The following is a 15724-nucleotide window of genomic DNA, read 5'->3' on the forward strand; positions in this document are numbered from 1 at the left end:
TACAAAACAAAATTTACGAATTACGAACTTGTACTGAGCGTCTTGCCTTGAGCGAAGTCGAAAGGAGCCGAAGTATTACGAATTACGAATTATTTAACACCTTTTAGCTGTAGATGGACTCACAAAATCATGTAAATTTGCATCCCAAATGCTGATGTAAATAAAATTACATTGTTGGCGGATAATCTGACCCTTGACTGAGCCATTATTAAAACTAAAATTATCAGACTGACGCTGTTGTACCTGTTTGAGTCCCTGCTTTATATCTTCAGTGGCTTGCCCACCTAACATTCCATTCAAGGTAGTCTCCATTACTTGCGGGTCTACCGATTCGGCAAAAGATACCTCAGTTTGACGCAGCACTTTAGAATTACGATCAAATAAGTAGCCAAGGTCAATTTTGTTTGGCACTAGTTTGTAAACGACAGCACGGGTATTACCCCATACGCCTCTTAAATCTTGATTTGGTTTTCCGAGGGTAGCTTCTACGATGTTTCTTGGTGTACCTGTAGGGAATGCAGGAACGCTCTGCCTGCTGGTAGTTGCAGCTAATTTACTGCGCGGCTTTTTCTGTGGCGTGGAACGCATTTCTGGTGTGGGAACTGGGCTGGCATTGCTCAAAGCAGGCATCGCCTCATTCTCTGGTTCTGCCTGTGGTGTGGATACTGCTAGTGGTGCTGGAGTATCTGAAGTTACAGGCTCCTTCTCTGGCTGTGGTATAGATACAACTGGGGGATCAGAGGTTGGCAAAGGATTGGAAATTACTCGCCGTCGTGCTGGTGAAGTCGGTACAACTGGGACTGGAGAAGTTTGGGAAGAAACAGGCGGTTCGGTAGATGCAGGAGTGGGCAAAGATTCTGGCGATGGGGTAGGACTTGTGGCAATAGTTGTTTCTGGTTTTTGCTGACGAGTGATGTTAGAAATTGCTACTGTACTAAGCAAACCGCCTATCAGCAAACTACCAACAATCACAGCAGGTTTTTGCCAGTTTCGAGGAGATGCGATACCTTCGGTGAGCTTCTCTACGAGACGCTGCGCGAACGCTAACGCAGAATTTTTTTGCGGTGAATATAATGGCTGGGTTTGTCTCGATGTAGTGGGAGAAAAACTAACTGTGGGAGTATTTCCAGCAAACTCAGGAGGTATATTACTAGCAGACTGCAAAGCGTGTAGCATTTTACTGGCAGTGCTATAGCGATCGCCAGCATGAGGCTTAATTGCTTGATTGAGTACCGCCGCCAATTGGGAAGAGACATGAGGGGCGTGCTGCTGCCAAAGTATTTCCCCAGTTTTGAGATCAGTTTGTAATTCTTGCGGGTGTTTGCCAGTCAGCAGATAAATCGCCGTTAAGCCTAAGCTGTAGATATCAGTAGCGTAAACTGGGCGGCCAACGGCTTGTTCGCTAGGCATATAACCAGGCGTACCAATCACAAGCGATCGCGTGGGGTATCCTGGAGAATTCACCACAGAACGGATTGTTTCTTTGACTGCACCAAAATCAATCAAAACTGGCTTGCCATCAACAGAACGGAGAATAATGTTCTCAGGCTTGATATCCCGGTGAATAATGCCTTTGCTGTGGACATAATCTAAAACCCAAAGCAGACTCAAGAGAATTTGGCGAACAGCAGTTTCACTCTCAAATCCTTTGGCTTCGACAATTTTTGTCAAGGTTTGGCCGTGAATCCATTCTTGGACGAGGTAAAATTGCCCGTTCTCAGAAAAGTAGGCGTAGAGTTTCGGAATTTGGTTACTACTTTCACCCAAAAACTCCAAAGTTGCTGCTTCCCGTTCAAACCGTTGTTGGATAAGCTGGTAGGTTTGCGGATCATTATTGGTTATCGGTTTTAGTTGCTTGATCACACAGCGACGCCGAGAAGGCATGTGGACATCTTCTGCCAGAAAGGTTTCGCCAAACCCACCAGCGCCGATTACCTGGATAACTTGATAGCGATTGTTTAGCAGGGTTAAAGTCATGAAAAATCACAAGCGTAGACACCGGAGACATTCCGCCTCTGGGCTTGTCGTCAGACATCGCCCTTTTCAAATGTACATCAGATGAGTTCATGAGTTATGCATACTGAATTGAGAACGCCATCCGTTCGCAATAGTTTATTGGTAGAGTAATATGGCGTAAATTGATTTGATCGCTTTTTTGCATAGTAGAGATTACTTACTGGCAGTAGACCAAAAACTTTTGCCAGCGATCGCAGGCGCAACCACAGCAGATGAAAAATATTAGAGCTATATACTTATGCCAACCTCACTGAAAAATATACAAACTAAAGACCTAATTTCAATAGGTTTACTAGTTTTTGTTCCGATTGCTATTGTGGCACAAAAATTGGACTGGGATGCATTAATAGTATTTGGACTTTCAGCGTTTGCAATCATTCCGTTAGCAATTTGGCTGAGTAAGGCGACAGAAGAAATTGCCGTGGTTTTAGGGCCTTCTATAGGAGGCTTGTTAAATGCGGTCTTCGGTAATGCAACTGAGTTAATTATTGGTCTAGTAGCTCTCAAAGAAGGCTTGGTAGATATTGTAAAAGCCAGCATTACCGGGACAATTATCAGTAATCTACTACTGGTAATGGGGCTATCTATGTTGCTGGGAGGCTTACGCTATAAGGAGCAGACTTTTCAGCCAATGGCAGCGCGAGTCAATGGCTCGACAATGACACTAGCAGTAACTGCAATTGTACTGCCCGCAATGGTAATCACTACATCTAATGTAGTCGAGCAAAGCGCTATTACTAATCTGTCGATTTTTGTAGCAGTCATTTTAATTATAGTTTATGGTTTTACGCTGTTATTCTCCTTGAAGACTCACAGCTACCTCTACGATGTTGGGGTTGTAGAATTAGAAGATAACGTTTCTGAGGACGAAGTTACAGAACAAGATAAACATTCAAAGCCAAACTTGAACCTTTGGGTTGGTGTTTTGCTTGTGGCAACGATTGGTATAGCGTTCGTGTCCGAGATTTTTGTCGGTGCAGTTGAGGAGGCAACAAAAGGACTAGGATTGACACCTTTGTTTACAGGAGTAATTTTGTTACCACTAGTTGGAGGTGCGGCCGAATATGTAACCGCTGTTCGAGTAGCGATTAAGAACAACATGGATTTGTCAGTGTCTGTAGCAATGGGATCGAGTCTACTAGTTGCTTTGTTGGTTGCACCGATCCTTGTGCTAGTCGGGCAGGTGATTGGACAACCAATGGACTTAAACTTTAACTTATTTGAAGTTGTTGCAGTGATTATTGCTGTGGTCATTGCCAACCTAATTAGTTTGGATGGTCGTTCTAACTGGTTAGAGGGGATGTTGCTGCTAGCAACCTATGCTGTACTGGGTGCTGCCTTTTACTTCCATCCAGTTTGAGTGCTAATCGGGCTTCGAGCAGTAGGGGATTGTTTGTGCAGATAGAGAATGGAAAATTAGATGAGTGGAAGGATCAAAATACCAAATTTATTACCAATTGCAGATTGAGTTCGTGTTAAAATTGCGACTAGAGAGTGTAGTTTGACAAGACTGCTTAAACAATACAAGAATGAATTTCACCCTTTGACTAAGCCGATGGTGCAATGGCAAAAGCCGATCAATTAAGTCAATCTGTTTATAGATATTATTAACCCGTTCCTACTTTCTGAATTTGAGAATTAAATTTTTACCAAGAATTTAAAGTATTATTTATTCATTTAGGTACTCCTATGAAAAAATTAATTAAAGGTTTGCGCGAATTCAAAAGTAGTTATTTTTCCGCCAATGAAGAACTGTTTGAACAACTTTCTCATGGTCAAAAGCCCAGAGTACTATTTATTACTTGTTCAGATTCGCGTATCGATCCAAACCTGATTACACAAGCCGGGTTAGGTGAATTGTTTGTTATCCGCAATGCAGGCAACATTATTCCACCGTTTGGTGCGACTAATGGCGGTGAAGGGGCAACAATTGAATATGCTATTCAAGCATTAGATATTCAACAAATTATTGTCTGTGGTCACTCGCATTGTGGTGCTATGAAAGGGTTAATGAAGTTAGACAGCTTGCGGGTAGAAATGCCGCTTGTACATGACTGGCTCAAGTATGCAGAGGCAACCCGACGACTGGTAAAAGACAATTATAGCCACTACGAAGGGGAAGAACTCTTAGAAATAATTATTGCTGAGAATGTACTCACCCAAATCGAAAACTTACGGACTTATCCGGTGATTCACTCTAAGCTCCACCAAGGGCAACTCAGTATTTATGCTTGGATTTATCAAATCGAGACAGGAGAAATTTTGGCATACGATCCAGAAAAGCACGCCTATGTCTTGCCTCAAAATCAGCTTCTCCCATCGGAGATAGATGAGACGTTAGTTAGCCCACCTTTAACTAGCAATGTGGAAATACATTTCACTAAAACTCAACAACGGGCGTTTCAATCGTCCCAGGAACTCCCTATTTCCACACATCAATGGTTTCCAATGACAGTGCTTTCTCCAGAGCAAATGGAGCGAATTTATCGAGGCTCGACAACAAAGTAAAGATGTAGGTATGGAAAATCCATCTCAAACTGTCCTGACTTTTCACGGCATCTGGAAAACCTCTCTCTAAATCTCTCTCCTAAAAGGAGAGAGACTTTGAATTTCCCCCTTCCCGCATCGGGAAGGGGGTTAGGGGGTTAGGTTTTTAGTGGACTTTTCCACATAACGTGAAAAGTCAGTCAAACTCTCACAGAGCAAATTTAATCACTTAAGTCTTGAAATATGAAAAGATGTCATATCATGTCCGTATAGATAGTTATGCTAACCACGGTCATTATACTCCTCCCCGCTCTTCGAGAGGGGAGACAAAGCATAGCTTTGGCTCTTTGGGGTTCTTCGGATTTAATAAGTAATCAAGCGGACATGATATCAGATAAAAAAAGCGCTGAGTCAGCAGCGCAGTTAGGAAATTGGTAGGTTTATACAATAGTGCTAGTATGTTGCAACTAACTGTATAAATTGATCAAAAAGTGGGGGTGAACAGCGATCGCTTCTATGGCTGTTAACTCCTCTTTTACAGCGTATTTCAGGTAAATGAAGTACACGGGTAGGGGCACAACATGTTGTGCCCCTACGATTATCTGTACCTCACGCCTGCTGCAATCTGCTGTATTTAAGTTTCATAAAAGTTTTAAGGGAGACCCCTCCCATGAACCCGAAGACCGCTCCCGTGAACCCAAAGACCGCTCCCGTGAACCCGAAGACCGCTCCCGTGAACCCGAAGACCGCTCCCGTGAACCCGAAGACCGCTCCCGTGAACCCGAAGACCGCTCCCGTGAACCCGAAGACCGCTCCCGTGAACCCGAAGACCGCTTCAGTTTGTTGGGGAGTGCGTAAACGCAAAGCGGCTTGTTGATGGAGAGCAAGTAAATGCTGTGATTACAAAAGACAAGCAGATAGCCTAAAAGTTAGGAATTAATAGTAATCTTTTCTTCTTTATCAATGGTGAGACTTTTTCTGGTGCTGTTGGTTTATCAAAATTAGAAACTATACTATAGCGGTTCTCGTTTACGTGAGGTACACCCGTAGGGGCACGGCACTGCCCATTGGTGTCAACTTAAGTCAGAGAGCTTCATTCCACAGTCATTTTACCCCACACGCTATCCGGCTCCACGCAGGTGAACCCCAAGACCGCACTGGCTCCCCTTAATCCCCTCCCCGTTCACGGGGAGGGGAGATTTTGTCGTTAGACAAAAGCGGGGTGGGGTTCCGACGGCTTAATTAGTAATTGAGTGGACTTGATATAACGTCATTGCAAGGGTTTCACGTTAAGTTGACACCTATGGGCAAAGACTTGCCCCTACACCACGAGGTGTAATGTTGTACCGCATCTGAATGGGAACCGCTATAGCGGATTATCATTGTTGTAGTATTATCTTAAGACAAGTATAATACGCAGTTGTCAAAGGTCACGGATATTTTGAGACTAACTTGAGAGTATTTTTAATCGGTAATTCCATTTGGTTTGCGTTCCCTCAATCACTTTTAGTCTAGTTCCCGGTGCAAAACTAAATTTCCAAAAAATAAGCATACGGATTTAAGATGTTTCCAGGAACTAAAACCAAGGTTTTTAGGCTTTATAGAATGAGCCTTCTGAGTTTCGCACCGGGAACTAGTCTAAACTCCAGTTAGTAAACGTCACCATCAAAAAGGGATGGAAATCACAGATACGATCGCATCTGTGATTTGAGCAATATTGCTAGAATTACTAAAGTTTAAACAAATTAACTAAGGTTTACAGCTACCTAAGTGAATTCTATAGTCTCAACAAACTCTAAAATACTCTCCTTGATGTCTTCAGCTTCTTCTTCAAGGGAATCGGGAGTTTCGCCGTTAATAAAGCTGTGCTGACTACTAACTATATACAAAAATTCACCACTGATAAAGGAGAGCAGCCCCCGGTAGGCATCTAATCTGATCGCAGTTCCATTATTTTCTTGCTTAGAAATCGTCGAACCTTTGGGCATATCGATTAACACGTAGTAAGCGCCTCGCAAAGTGTCTGCCAGATATTCGGTATACTCCACAGAAGCATCTGGTACATTGACAAAAATCGCTTGGGGTACATACTTGTCTACTAAGATTGTTTGTAAATATTCTTCTTGTCCAACAGACTCCAGTTCCTCTAACTGTTCTAGAGGGAAAGGATAATAATCGATTCTCAGCAAAGTACCGATGTCATCAGAAAAGCCAACGACTCCTTCCTGACTTTGAATTCTACCGCCCTGCTGCGGATCAACCGGAATTGGCACGGTAAAATTGCCTAAAGGGGATTGATATGTCTGTTCACTAAAATCTTCTATGACTACTGTCTCATCTTCGTCGTCGTCTGCATATTCTTCTTCTGCTTCCTTAAAGGCTGCAATTACCTCCTTAATGATTTCCTCTGCTTCTTCATCCTCCAGTTCTAAGGCTGCTTGTAGCTTTTTGAGGTAAGGTTGTTTCGATTTGGGGATGGCGAGTTCTTCGTCTAAAAGCACTATCACTCCAGCAGCAAAACCATCCAGCACTAATTCGTCTGAGAGAGATACTTTGGCAACATTAAACAAAGGCCCAATTCCCTCTTCTTCTGCAATGGCTAGGAGTCGATCAACTATTTCGGCGATTTCATCCTCTGAGTATTCCTCGAAAACCTCGAATTCCCAGAGAATACCCGCTAAACTTTCTGCATCTACATCTTCAATAGATGAATCAGCGATCGCAGTGACAGTTGCGATCGCCGCCACCGCTTCCTCTGGACTCAGTGATTCCTCTGATGTCTTTGGTGAGTTAAAAACCTTGTCATATTTGGTCATAGATGCTACCTGAATTAATTGCTTGATAGTAATAACAGATTGAAAGTGACAATGGTCAGTTTACCAATGGAGCGAATCTTCTAGAGAAAAAGTTGGCTAATCCGTGGTTTACTCAGTATTGCTCAGGTGTAGCTAATCTCCAGCGCTAAGTGAACACAAGCTAGGCTTAATCTAAATATTGTAAATTTTTGTGATCAAGCAATTACCATTAATAACTGCTATATTCCTTTGTTTTTATCCTCTAGCAGATGAATTATATCTATCGATAGAATTATAAACTAGCTAACGATAGATACCTACACCGTGGGCAGGATGTCACAATACCAAAGTTTGTAGGGACACACAATACTCGAAACATTGTACTGTTGATCTACAAGTATGAATTACATGAAATTTTGAGCTTTTTATGGTACAAACCCCTCCATCTCAGTTTTCACCAGATCAATACAAAGTTGATTCTGCACAAGAAAAAGTACAAGCTATTATAGAAACACCACCATCAGATACTGAGATTGACTTAGAGTTTCTTTACACCAGAGATATTGAATTTCGTCAGGAAACCATTTACTTTCTTGTGGTCGATCGCTTTTATGATGGCGATCCAGATAACAGCGAAGGTGCAAACTCAGAACTGTACGATCCAACTAGACAAGATTGGGGTAAGTACTGGGGTGGCGACTTGCAAGGTGTCATCGATAAGTTAGATTATCTCAAAAACATGGGAGTTACAGCCATTTGGTTAACTCCACTGTTTGAGCAGGTTGAAGAGTTATTTGTTGGAAATGCAGCCCTACATGGATATTGGACAAAAGACTTTAAGCGGCTCAATCCTCGCTACATTGCTGATGGAGAAAATCCTTCTTTAAATGCTACGCAAGAAGAAAAAAATACGACCTTTGATCGGTTAGTTACAGAACTGCACAAGCGGAATATGAAGCTGGTGCTAGATATTGTCTGCAACCATAGCAGCCCTGACACTAGCGGTAGTAAAGGTGAATTGTATGATGATGGTGTTAAAATTGCTGATTTCAATGATGATGTCAATCATTGGTATCACCACTATGGCGAAGTGCAAAACTGGGAAGACGATTGGCAAGTACAGAACTGTGAACTATCTGGTCTAGCAACCTTCAATGAAAACAATACTGAATATCGTCAGTATATCAAGTCAGCCATTAAACAATGGCTAGACCGGGGTGTGGATGCACTGCGGGTGGATACTGTCAAGCACATGCCTATCTGGTTTTGGCAAGAATTCACTGGTGATATGAGCAATCACAAACCAGATGTATTCATTTTTGGTGAATGGATTTACAGTAATCCTACTGACGATCGCTCGGTGGAATTTGTTAACCACTCAGGCATGACACTTCTAGACTTTGGGTTGTGTGTGGCAATTCGAGCCGCACTGGGACAAGGTTCAGAAAACGGATTTCAAACAATTCAATACATTTTTGATCAGGATTATCGTTATAACGGTGCAGCAGAGTTAGTCACTTTCATCGATAACCATGATATGTCCCGCTTCCAATCGCTGAACCCTGATCCAGCGATGTTGAAAGTTGCGATCGCCTTAATTATGACCTGTCGCGGTATTCCCTGCATCTATTACGGCACAGAACAATATCTGCATGACGACACCGATGGCGGTAACGATCCGTATAACCGCCCAATGATGGAAAATTGGGATACTGAGAGTGAAATTTATCGTTGCATCAGGCTGTTGTCTGGCTTACGGCGACTGAATCCAGCCGTATCAATGGGTAGCCACTGGCAAAAATACTTAACACCAGATATTTACTGTTATGTACGCCGCTATCGTGACTCTGTGTGTTTTGTAGCTTTAAACCGGGGAGGAGAAGTTACTCTCCCAGAAGTAGAAACAGAATTACCCGATGGAGAACATACTTGCGTTGTGACTCGCAACAAGTATGAAGTCAAAGACGGCAAGATTTATGACCTAGTATTAGAAGAACGGGGAGTGCTTGTTTTCAGCCACGTTGGCGAACGGATCAAAGCACAGACAATTGTGCGTGTGCAACTCAATGGCGTGGATACCCAACCCGGTGAAATCATTGTGGTGACAGGAGATTGCCCAGAGTTAGGTAACTGGGATATCAGCAAAGCATATCCTTTAGAGTACATCAACTCGAATACCTGGTCTGCTGAGATTCCCTTTGACGAGAGTACTGGTAAGCTGATTGCTTATAAATATGCCATGTGGCGGGAAGGGCGATCGCCTCTGCGCGAAAATCTCGTAAATCGCCGTTGGGTGATTGCGAAAGAAGGCACTGTAAAATGGCGTGATACCTGGGCATCGGGAAGAGAATCGTAGAAATATTCAGATAAACAATAAAGTGCGAAGGAGCAAAATTTTTATCCTTCGCATTTCATTGTTTGTGAATTAATAGTGCTTCTTCTACCTTGTCGTCAGGTCAGCCGCTACACGTCTATATATGCAATACTCTGATTTCTAAATACTTCTTTAATATATTTTAGTTTACAGTGATCTGGATCACACCACTTTGTGAGTTAAAATAAGTAATATCAAGCAGATAAGCACCCAAAAACTGTTAAAAAGAGGGGCAAAAAAGGCTTTAGCTTTTACAGGATAAAAGAATAGATGATACCTTTATAATCCAATACAGTTCAGTTAAGCATTTTTTCTTCTCTTTCTTCTCTTCCTTCTCTTCTCTACGAGAGGCTGCGCCAACGAGACGCTGCGCGAACGTGTCCTTTGCGTCCTACCCTGCGGGAAGCCGATGCAGCGTCTATGCGGTAGCCTGCGGCAAGCCGATGCAGCGTCTACGTTAAAAAAATTCACTTTGACAAAGAGTAAAGCCTTAACCCAAGCGTATTGCTTTATAATCGCTAAACTCAGCAGTTTTTAATACTTACCAACCAAGTCATCTAAAAAAAATGAGAAAAAGGTAAATGGTAATGTTCGACCTACTACTGAAAAATCAATTAAGTGCTCCAAAAAAACTAAAATTTAAAAATGAAATTTTGGCACGAGTTCAAGGTCGAAATTCAGAAGCTTTAAATGACGAAATAAAATTTTATAAAACTGAATTGCTTCCCTATTTTATAAAGTTGAGCCAACATAATCCTGTTTTTAGTGTTACAGAGCAATTACGGCTTTTAGTGGGTGTTTGGACACCAATCTGGTCTACAATATCGTTTCATGAAAGTTTACCGCAAAGAATACAAGAGCAGTCCTTCCAAATTTTCCAGCATGATGGTTACTGTGCCAGTGTAGCTCGCTATATAATGGGAAAAGAGCAGTCTTTATCCGAGAATTTTCAATCAAGATTACCAGCTTATGATTTCATGGTGATCCAAAAATATGGAGTTCAAAATGGTAAATGGTATCTTCAAAACATTGATAGATTTCAGGCTTTTACAAATAGAGAAAATCCTCTAACTTTAGAATCAGTCTACAACTGGTTTACTTATGTAGTTAACAATAAAGTCAAACTGAATGCGTCAAAATTACTTTTACCTAAAGCTCTAAAATTAGAAAATATCGAGATAAATAATGCTAAGGAATTTAAAAAAACATCCTTAGTAACTTCTCAAGTGTTTGAGCATTTATATATAGATAATGACTTGCGACTTGTGAAAACTCAAACAGATGCCTCACATTTACCTAGCTATACGATTGCAGTGAAGAGGCAATAAGGATAATATTTCTGTAAAACGAAAAGTTTTTGTCAAGATATTCCACCATACAATGTTGTCACATCGATTGGTGAAAATAAACTCCAGCGCGTGGGCTTTGGAGTTGAAACAATGCGTAGTTATGGCCCAATACGCTTGGGTTAAGGCTAGCACTCTTTGTCAAAGTCGTTTTTTTTAATGAACCACAGAGGCGCAGAGAAGCCAGTGCGCCCTTGCGGTTAAGAGACTTGTACCCCTCCGGGGATCTTGCTACGCGCAGCGTCTCCCCGAATCCCATTCGTGAGAGGCTAGCGCCTGCCGTAGGATGCCCGAAGGGCTGTAGGGAGAAGCAACTGGCGCGACACAGAGAGAGAAGAGAGAGAAGGAAAAATTGCTAACTGAACTGTATTGAGTTATGGCCAATACTTCTGTCAAAAGGTCATGTAGCATTCATTGCACGCAAAGCATGTGAATAAATATCTGAATCAAATCCAATATCTAATTTTTTTTGCTATGGTGATCCCAAAGGAATTGTTAAGTACTTACGAGGTGTCATATCATGTCCGGTAAAAGACTTATCATTAAGACCGCAGGGGGCACTTAGCTGGAGGAAAGAGAGGATAGATGCCCGGAATAATAACTAATTAAGCGGACATTATATCAATCAAGTGACTAGTCAATCAGTTTGTATATTAAAATACAAATACATAGAGATATTTTTTCTATAAAGTGGATCTGTTTTGTTACTTATTCGGTTGGGCAATACGCGCTTCAATATCTTCCAATGTTTGTAACAATAGACGACTTGCCTGCAATTGCCAACCCCATTTCTGAATTCTAAAAGCTAATACAGTTCCAACTATAGCAGCTAACAAACCTATGGGTTGATTTAAAGAAATTCCAAATAACAAACCCAATCCAGCAATTCCCCAAAATGGTAAAGCTGCTGCTTGTCTTTGTTCTTCGACAATTTGAGTAATCATATTAGAAGATTGCTTAGTAGCAAGTAATGCCTCTTTGACTTGTCGCTGTTCGGCTGCTGATACTGATAAACCTATTTTGCGCCGTAGTTTTTCAATTTTGCGGGCATCTGTGCTGTACTCAGTTAGCTCATCTTCTGCCATTTTTAACAGTCGTTCTAGTTGCGCCATTGTGCATTGTATCCGATATTACAAAAGAGCCATTATCCCGAATAATTGTTATTTCTGGACTATATGGTATTGAATTACACAATCTATTACGCCAGTGGCTGCAAAATATAAATAAAATTGAATATAGGAAAAATATACTAGCGGTTACGCACTGACAAACTGAGTATAAACTTAAAAGGTAATTATGACTACAGTATCTAAAAGCACATTATCTCTATCTTCCCAAGAGCGATCGCTCATCTTGTGGTTTGATGAAGTTGGTATTGCTGATATCCCCGTAGTTGGTGGTAAAAATGCCTCACTGGGCGAAATGATTCAACAGCTAACGCCCAAAGGTATTAACGTTCCCACTGGATTCGCCACCACTGCTTATGCTTATCGTTATTTCATCAAATCAGCAGGTTTAGAAGCAAAGCTACGCAAACTCTTTGCTGACTTGGATGTTGAGGATGTCAAAAATTTACGAGAACGGGGAAAAAAAGCGCGATCGCTATTAATCCACACTCCATTTCCTGTAGAATTGCGGGAGGCGATCGCTACAGCATACCAGAGTCTTTGTGAACAATACAACGCAGAGACAGATGTTGCAGTCCGTTCTAGCGCCACCGCCGAAGACCTTCCAGATGCTAGTTTTGCTGGACAGCAGGAAACTTACCTCAATGTTGTCGGTGCTGAAGGAGTTTTAGCAGCTTGTCATAAATGCTTTGCTTCCATATTTACCGATCGCGCCATTTCTTATCGTCACACTAAGGGATTTGATCACTTTAGCATTGCTCTGGCTGTGGGTGTGCAAAAAATGGTGCGCTCTGACTTAGCAACCTCTGGGGTGATGTTCTCCATTGATACAGAAACCGGATTTAAGGATGCGGCACTAATTACAGCCGCCTATGGTTTAGGTGAAAATGTTGTCCAGGGGTCTGTAAATCCTGATGAATATTATGTTTTTAAACCAACTTTAAAAGCTGGTTTCCGCCCAATTATCGATAAAAAATTGGGTAGTAAAGAACTGAAAATGATTTATGATGACGGCTCCAAATTTACGAAAAATGTGTCTGTTCCGCCCAGCGAAAGAAGTAAATTTGCCCTGAATGATGAAGAGATTTTACAACTAGCAAATTGGGCGTGTTTAATTGAAGACCATTATTCTCAAGTCCACGGTATTCCCACTCCAATGGATATCGAGTGGGCAAAAGATGGAATTACTAATCAACTTTTTATTGTGCAAGCGCGTCCCGAAACCGTGCAGTCGCAGAAGACGGGAAATGTGTTGCGGAGTTATCGGTTGTTATTGGGGAATAGGGAATGGGGAATAGGGAATGGGGAAAAATCTTCCCAATCCCCACTCCCTGATTCCCAATCCCCAATCCCTCTTGTCATGGGACGCGCGATTGGGGAAGCTATTAGTCAAGGGAAAGCACGCCTAATTTTAGATGTTCAGAAACTCGAACAGTTCCAAGTTGGGGAAGTTTTGGTGACAGAAAGAACTGACCCTGATTGGGAACCAATTATGAAACGCGCCAGTGCAATTGTCACCAATTCTGGTGGTAGGACATGTCATGCAGCGATCATTGCGCGAGAATTGGGTGTACCTGCGATCGTGGGATGCGGCAATGCTACAGAAATTTTAAAACCTGGTCAAGAGGTAACAATTTCTTGTGCTGAAGGGGAAGAGGGAAAAGTTTATGCAGGCTTATTACCTTTTGAAGTGGAAGAAGTTCCTTTAGAAAACTTACCTCGCACCCGCACTCAAATTTTAATGAATGTGGGTAATCCCCAAGAAGCATTGAGTTTATCGGCAATTCCCAACGATGGGGTAGGTTTAGCAAGGACAGAATTTATCATTGCTAACCAAATTCAAATTCATCCAATGGCATTGATTCACTATGACTTGTTAAAAGATGAATTTGCCAAAGCTAAAATTGCTGAAATTACTGCACTTTACGACGATAAACCCCAGTATTTTGTAGATAGATTAGCCCAAGGTATAGGTAGAATTGCGGCGGCATTTTATCCCAAACCAGTAATTGTGCGAATGTCAGATTTCAAAAGTAATGAATATGCCAATTTGTTAGGTGGGCGACAGTTTGAACCCCATGAAGAAAACCCAATGCTGGGTTGGCGGGGGGCAGCGCGTTACTATGATGAAGGCTACAGAGAAGCTTTTGCCCTAGAATGTCATGCCATTAAACGGGTACGGGAAGAGATGGGTTTGACGAATGTTATCCCGATGATTCCGTTTTGTCGTACTCCCGATGAAGGGCGTTTGGTTTTAGCAGAGATGGCAAAAAATGGTTTAAAGCAAGGTGTTAACGACTTGCAGGTTTATGTGATGTGCGAGTTACCCAGTAATGTTATTCTGGCTGAGGAATTTGCTGAGGTATTTGATGGCTTCTCGATTGGTTCTAATGATTTAACTCAACTTACATTAGGGATAGACAGGGATTCGGCGTTGGTAGCCAGATTGTTTGATGAACGCAGTCCAGCTGTGAAACGAATGGTAAAAATGGCCATAGAAGCGGCGAAAAAATGCGATCGCAAAATCGGCATTTGTGGACAAGCACCCAGCGACTATCCAGAATTTGCCCAGTTTTTGGTTGAACAAGGAATTGACTCGATTAGTCTGAATCCAGATTCAGTTTTAAAGACAATGTTGGAAGTGGCAAAAGTCGAGGGGACTAATTCGTAATTCGTAATTCGAGTAATTTATGCCAGCTAGAGACCGCTACCACGAGAACTTGAAGAATGCGCTAATCAAAGATGCCTGGACGATTACCGACGATCCCTTTCATCTAAAGTGGGGGAAAAAGGATCTTTACGTGGATTTGGCAGCCGAAAAGTTACTCATAGCAGAAAAAGGAACGCAGAAAATTGCTGTTGAAATCAAGACCTTCAGTGGTGAATCGGAAGTGGCAGACCTCGAACAGGCAATTGGTCAGTACTTTACTTACCTTGCTGTAATGTCCCGCAATTATCCAGATAGGGTTTTGTATATTGCTGTTCATGAGGATATTTTTACTGACATTTTTGAGGAAGAACCGCTTGGTAAACTTATATTGGAAGATTACAAAATTCCTCTCATCGTTTTCAATCCAAAGCGGGAGGTTATAGTCCGATGGATACTCTGGAACAATACAGACAGATAATTTGCAGCATTCTTACTGAACACACAAAGATTCCTTACTCTTACGGTGATATTCAGCATGAAACTATTTTTGATAAAGAACAGGATCGATATTTGGTGATGATTCTTGGTCGAGAACCAGTGCCAGAACTCTCTCCAACTGCAACGCGTCGCGTTCACGGCTGTCTGATTCACATTGATATTATTGATGGCAAAATTTGGATTCAACGTGATGGCACTGAAGAGGGGGTAGCAACGGAATTAGTGAAGGCAGGTATCCCAAAGAATCGGATCGTGTTAGGGTTCCGGTCTGAAGAACTGCGGAAAGATTCAGAATTTGCGTAGTTGTTAGGGTCGAGGTGTGCATTACTGCATCACCCCTCCCATCCGAAACCGTGCTTGCGACTTTCACCGCACACGGCTACTCAGTGTGTTATCTATTTGTCATTGTCAGACTTCCTACCTTTGTGACC

At 42.0% G+C, this 15724-nt stretch carries 11 protein-coding genes; 8 read left to right on the forward strand and 3 right to left on the reverse strand.

All coding sequences use genetic code 11. From position 1 onward, the window contains the following. Positions 1-93: 93 nt before the first annotated feature. Positions 94-1977 (reverse strand): serine/threonine-protein kinase, encoded by a 1884-nt coding sequence (locus LC586_RS30610; RefSeq protein ID WP_229489085.1) that lies wholly within the window; start codon positions 1975-1977, stop codon positions 94-96. Between the two features lie 277 nt (positions 1978-2254). Between LC586_RS30610 and cax the strand changes: the two genes are divergently transcribed. The 3 genes from cax to LC586_RS30625 all read left to right on the forward strand — a co-directional run bounded on the left by cax (position 2255) and on the right by LC586_RS30625 (position 5361). After that, positions 2255-3376 (forward strand): calcium/proton exchanger, encoded by a 1122-nt coding sequence (cax, locus tag LC586_RS30615; protein ID WP_229489086.1) that lies wholly within the window; start codon positions 2255-2257, stop codon positions 3374-3376. 329 nt (positions 3377-3705) lie between these two features. Beyond that, on the forward strand, positions 3706-4524 hold the full coding sequence (locus LC586_RS30620) for a carbonic anhydrase (protein WP_229489088.1): 819 nt from the start codon (positions 3706-3708) through the stop codon (positions 4522-4524). Between the two features lie 534 nt (positions 4525-5058). Next, positions 5059-5361: a hypothetical protein gene (locus LC586_RS30625; protein WP_229489090.1), complete on the forward strand. Its 303-nt coding sequence runs from the start codon at positions 5059-5061 to the stop codon at positions 5359-5361. 908 nt (positions 5362-6269) lie between these two features. Here LC586_RS30625 and LC586_RS30630 read toward each other — a convergent pair. Then, positions 6270-7319 (reverse strand): tellurite resistance TerB family protein, encoded by a 1050-nt coding sequence (locus LC586_RS30630; protein WP_229489092.1) that lies wholly within the window; start codon positions 7317-7319, stop codon positions 6270-6272. A gap of 406 nt (positions 7320-7725) precedes the next feature. Here LC586_RS30630 and LC586_RS30635 point away from each other — a divergent pair, with 406 nt between their 5' ends. Continuing rightward, positions 7726-9654: an alpha-amylase family glycosyl hydrolase gene (locus LC586_RS30635; RefSeq protein ID WP_229489094.1), complete on the forward strand. Its 1929-nt coding sequence runs from the start codon at positions 7726-7728 to the stop codon at positions 9652-9654. A gap of 605 nt (positions 9655-10259) precedes the next feature. After that, entirely contained in the window at positions 10260-11000 is a 741-nt protein-coding gene (locus LC586_RS30640; protein WP_229489095.1) for a hypothetical protein, read from the forward strand. A 722-nt stretch (positions 11001-11722) separates the two neighbouring features. Here the strand turns inward: LC586_RS30640 and LC586_RS30645 are convergent. Next, entirely contained in the window at positions 11723-12130 is a 408-nt protein-coding gene (locus LC586_RS30645) for a hypothetical protein (RefSeq protein WP_229489097.1), read from the reverse strand. Positions 12131-12314: 184 nt separating this feature from the next. Between LC586_RS30645 and ppsA the strand changes: the two genes are divergently transcribed. The 3 genes from ppsA to LC586_RS30660 are packed head-to-tail and all read left to right on the forward strand — an operon-like array spanning position 12315 to position 15596. Next, positions 12315-14816 (forward strand): phosphoenolpyruvate synthase, encoded by a 2502-nt coding sequence (gene ppsA / locus LC586_RS30650; protein WP_229489099.1) that lies wholly within the window; start codon positions 12315-12317, stop codon positions 14814-14816. Between the two features lie 19 nt (positions 14817-14835). After that, a complete protein-coding gene (locus LC586_RS30655; protein WP_229452829.1) occupies positions 14836-15273 on the forward strand; it encodes an element excision factor XisH family protein in 438 nt (145 codons plus the stop codon). Next, entirely contained in the window at positions 15243-15596 is a 354-nt protein-coding gene (locus LC586_RS30660; protein ID WP_229489100.1) for a XisI protein, read from the forward strand. The genes LC586_RS30655 and LC586_RS30660 overlap by 31 nt, the downstream gene beginning before the upstream one ends. The last annotated feature ends 128 nt before the right edge of the window (positions 15597-15724 follow it).

The organism is Nostoc favosum CHAB5714, from assembly GCF_020829495.1.
GTDB classification, from domain to species: domain Bacteria; phylum Cyanobacteriota; class Cyanobacteriia; order Cyanobacteriales; family Nostocaceae; genus Nostoc; species Nostoc favosum.

Bases quoted from the DNA above. Each gene is read 5' to 3' on its own strand.
- LC586_RS30640 (WP_229489095.1), top strand. From the start codon at position 10,260: ATGTTCGACCTACTACTGAAAAATCAATTAAGTGCTCCAAAAAAACTA.
- LC586_RS30635 (WP_229489094.1), top strand. From the start codon at position 7,726: ATGGTACAAACCCCTCCATCTCAGTTTTCACCAGATCAATACAAAGTT.
- LC586_RS30620 (WP_229489088.1), top strand. From the start codon at position 3,706: ATGAAAAAATTAATTAAAGGTTTGCGCGAATTCAAAAGTAGTTATTTT.
- cax (WP_229489086.1), top strand. From the start codon at position 2,255: ATGCCAACCTCACTGAAAAATATACAAACTAAAGACCTAATTTCAATA.
- LC586_RS30610 (WP_229489085.1), bottom strand. From the start codon at position 1,977: ATGACTTTAACCCTGCTAAACAATCGCTATCAAGTTATCCAGGTAATC.
- LC586_RS30645 (WP_229489097.1), bottom strand. From the start codon at position 12,130: ATGGCGCAACTAGAACGACTGTTAAAAATGGCAGAAGATGAGCTAACT.
- LC586_RS30655 (WP_229452829.1), top strand. From the start codon at position 14,836: ATGCCAGCTAGAGACCGCTACCACGAGAACTTGAAGAATGCGCTAATC.
- LC586_RS30625 (WP_229489090.1), top strand. From the start codon at position 5,059: ATGAAGTACACGGGTAGGGGCACAACATGTTGTGCCCCTACGATTATC.
- LC586_RS30660 (WP_229489100.1), top strand. From the start codon at position 15,243: ATGGATACTCTGGAACAATACAGACAGATAATTTGCAGCATTCTTACT.
- ppsA (WP_229489099.1), top strand. From the start codon at position 12,315: ATGACTACAGTATCTAAAAGCACATTATCTCTATCTTCCCAAGAGCGA.
- LC586_RS30630 (WP_229489092.1), bottom strand. From the start codon at position 7,319: ATGACCAAATATGACAAGGTTTTTAACTCACCAAAGACATCAGAGGAA.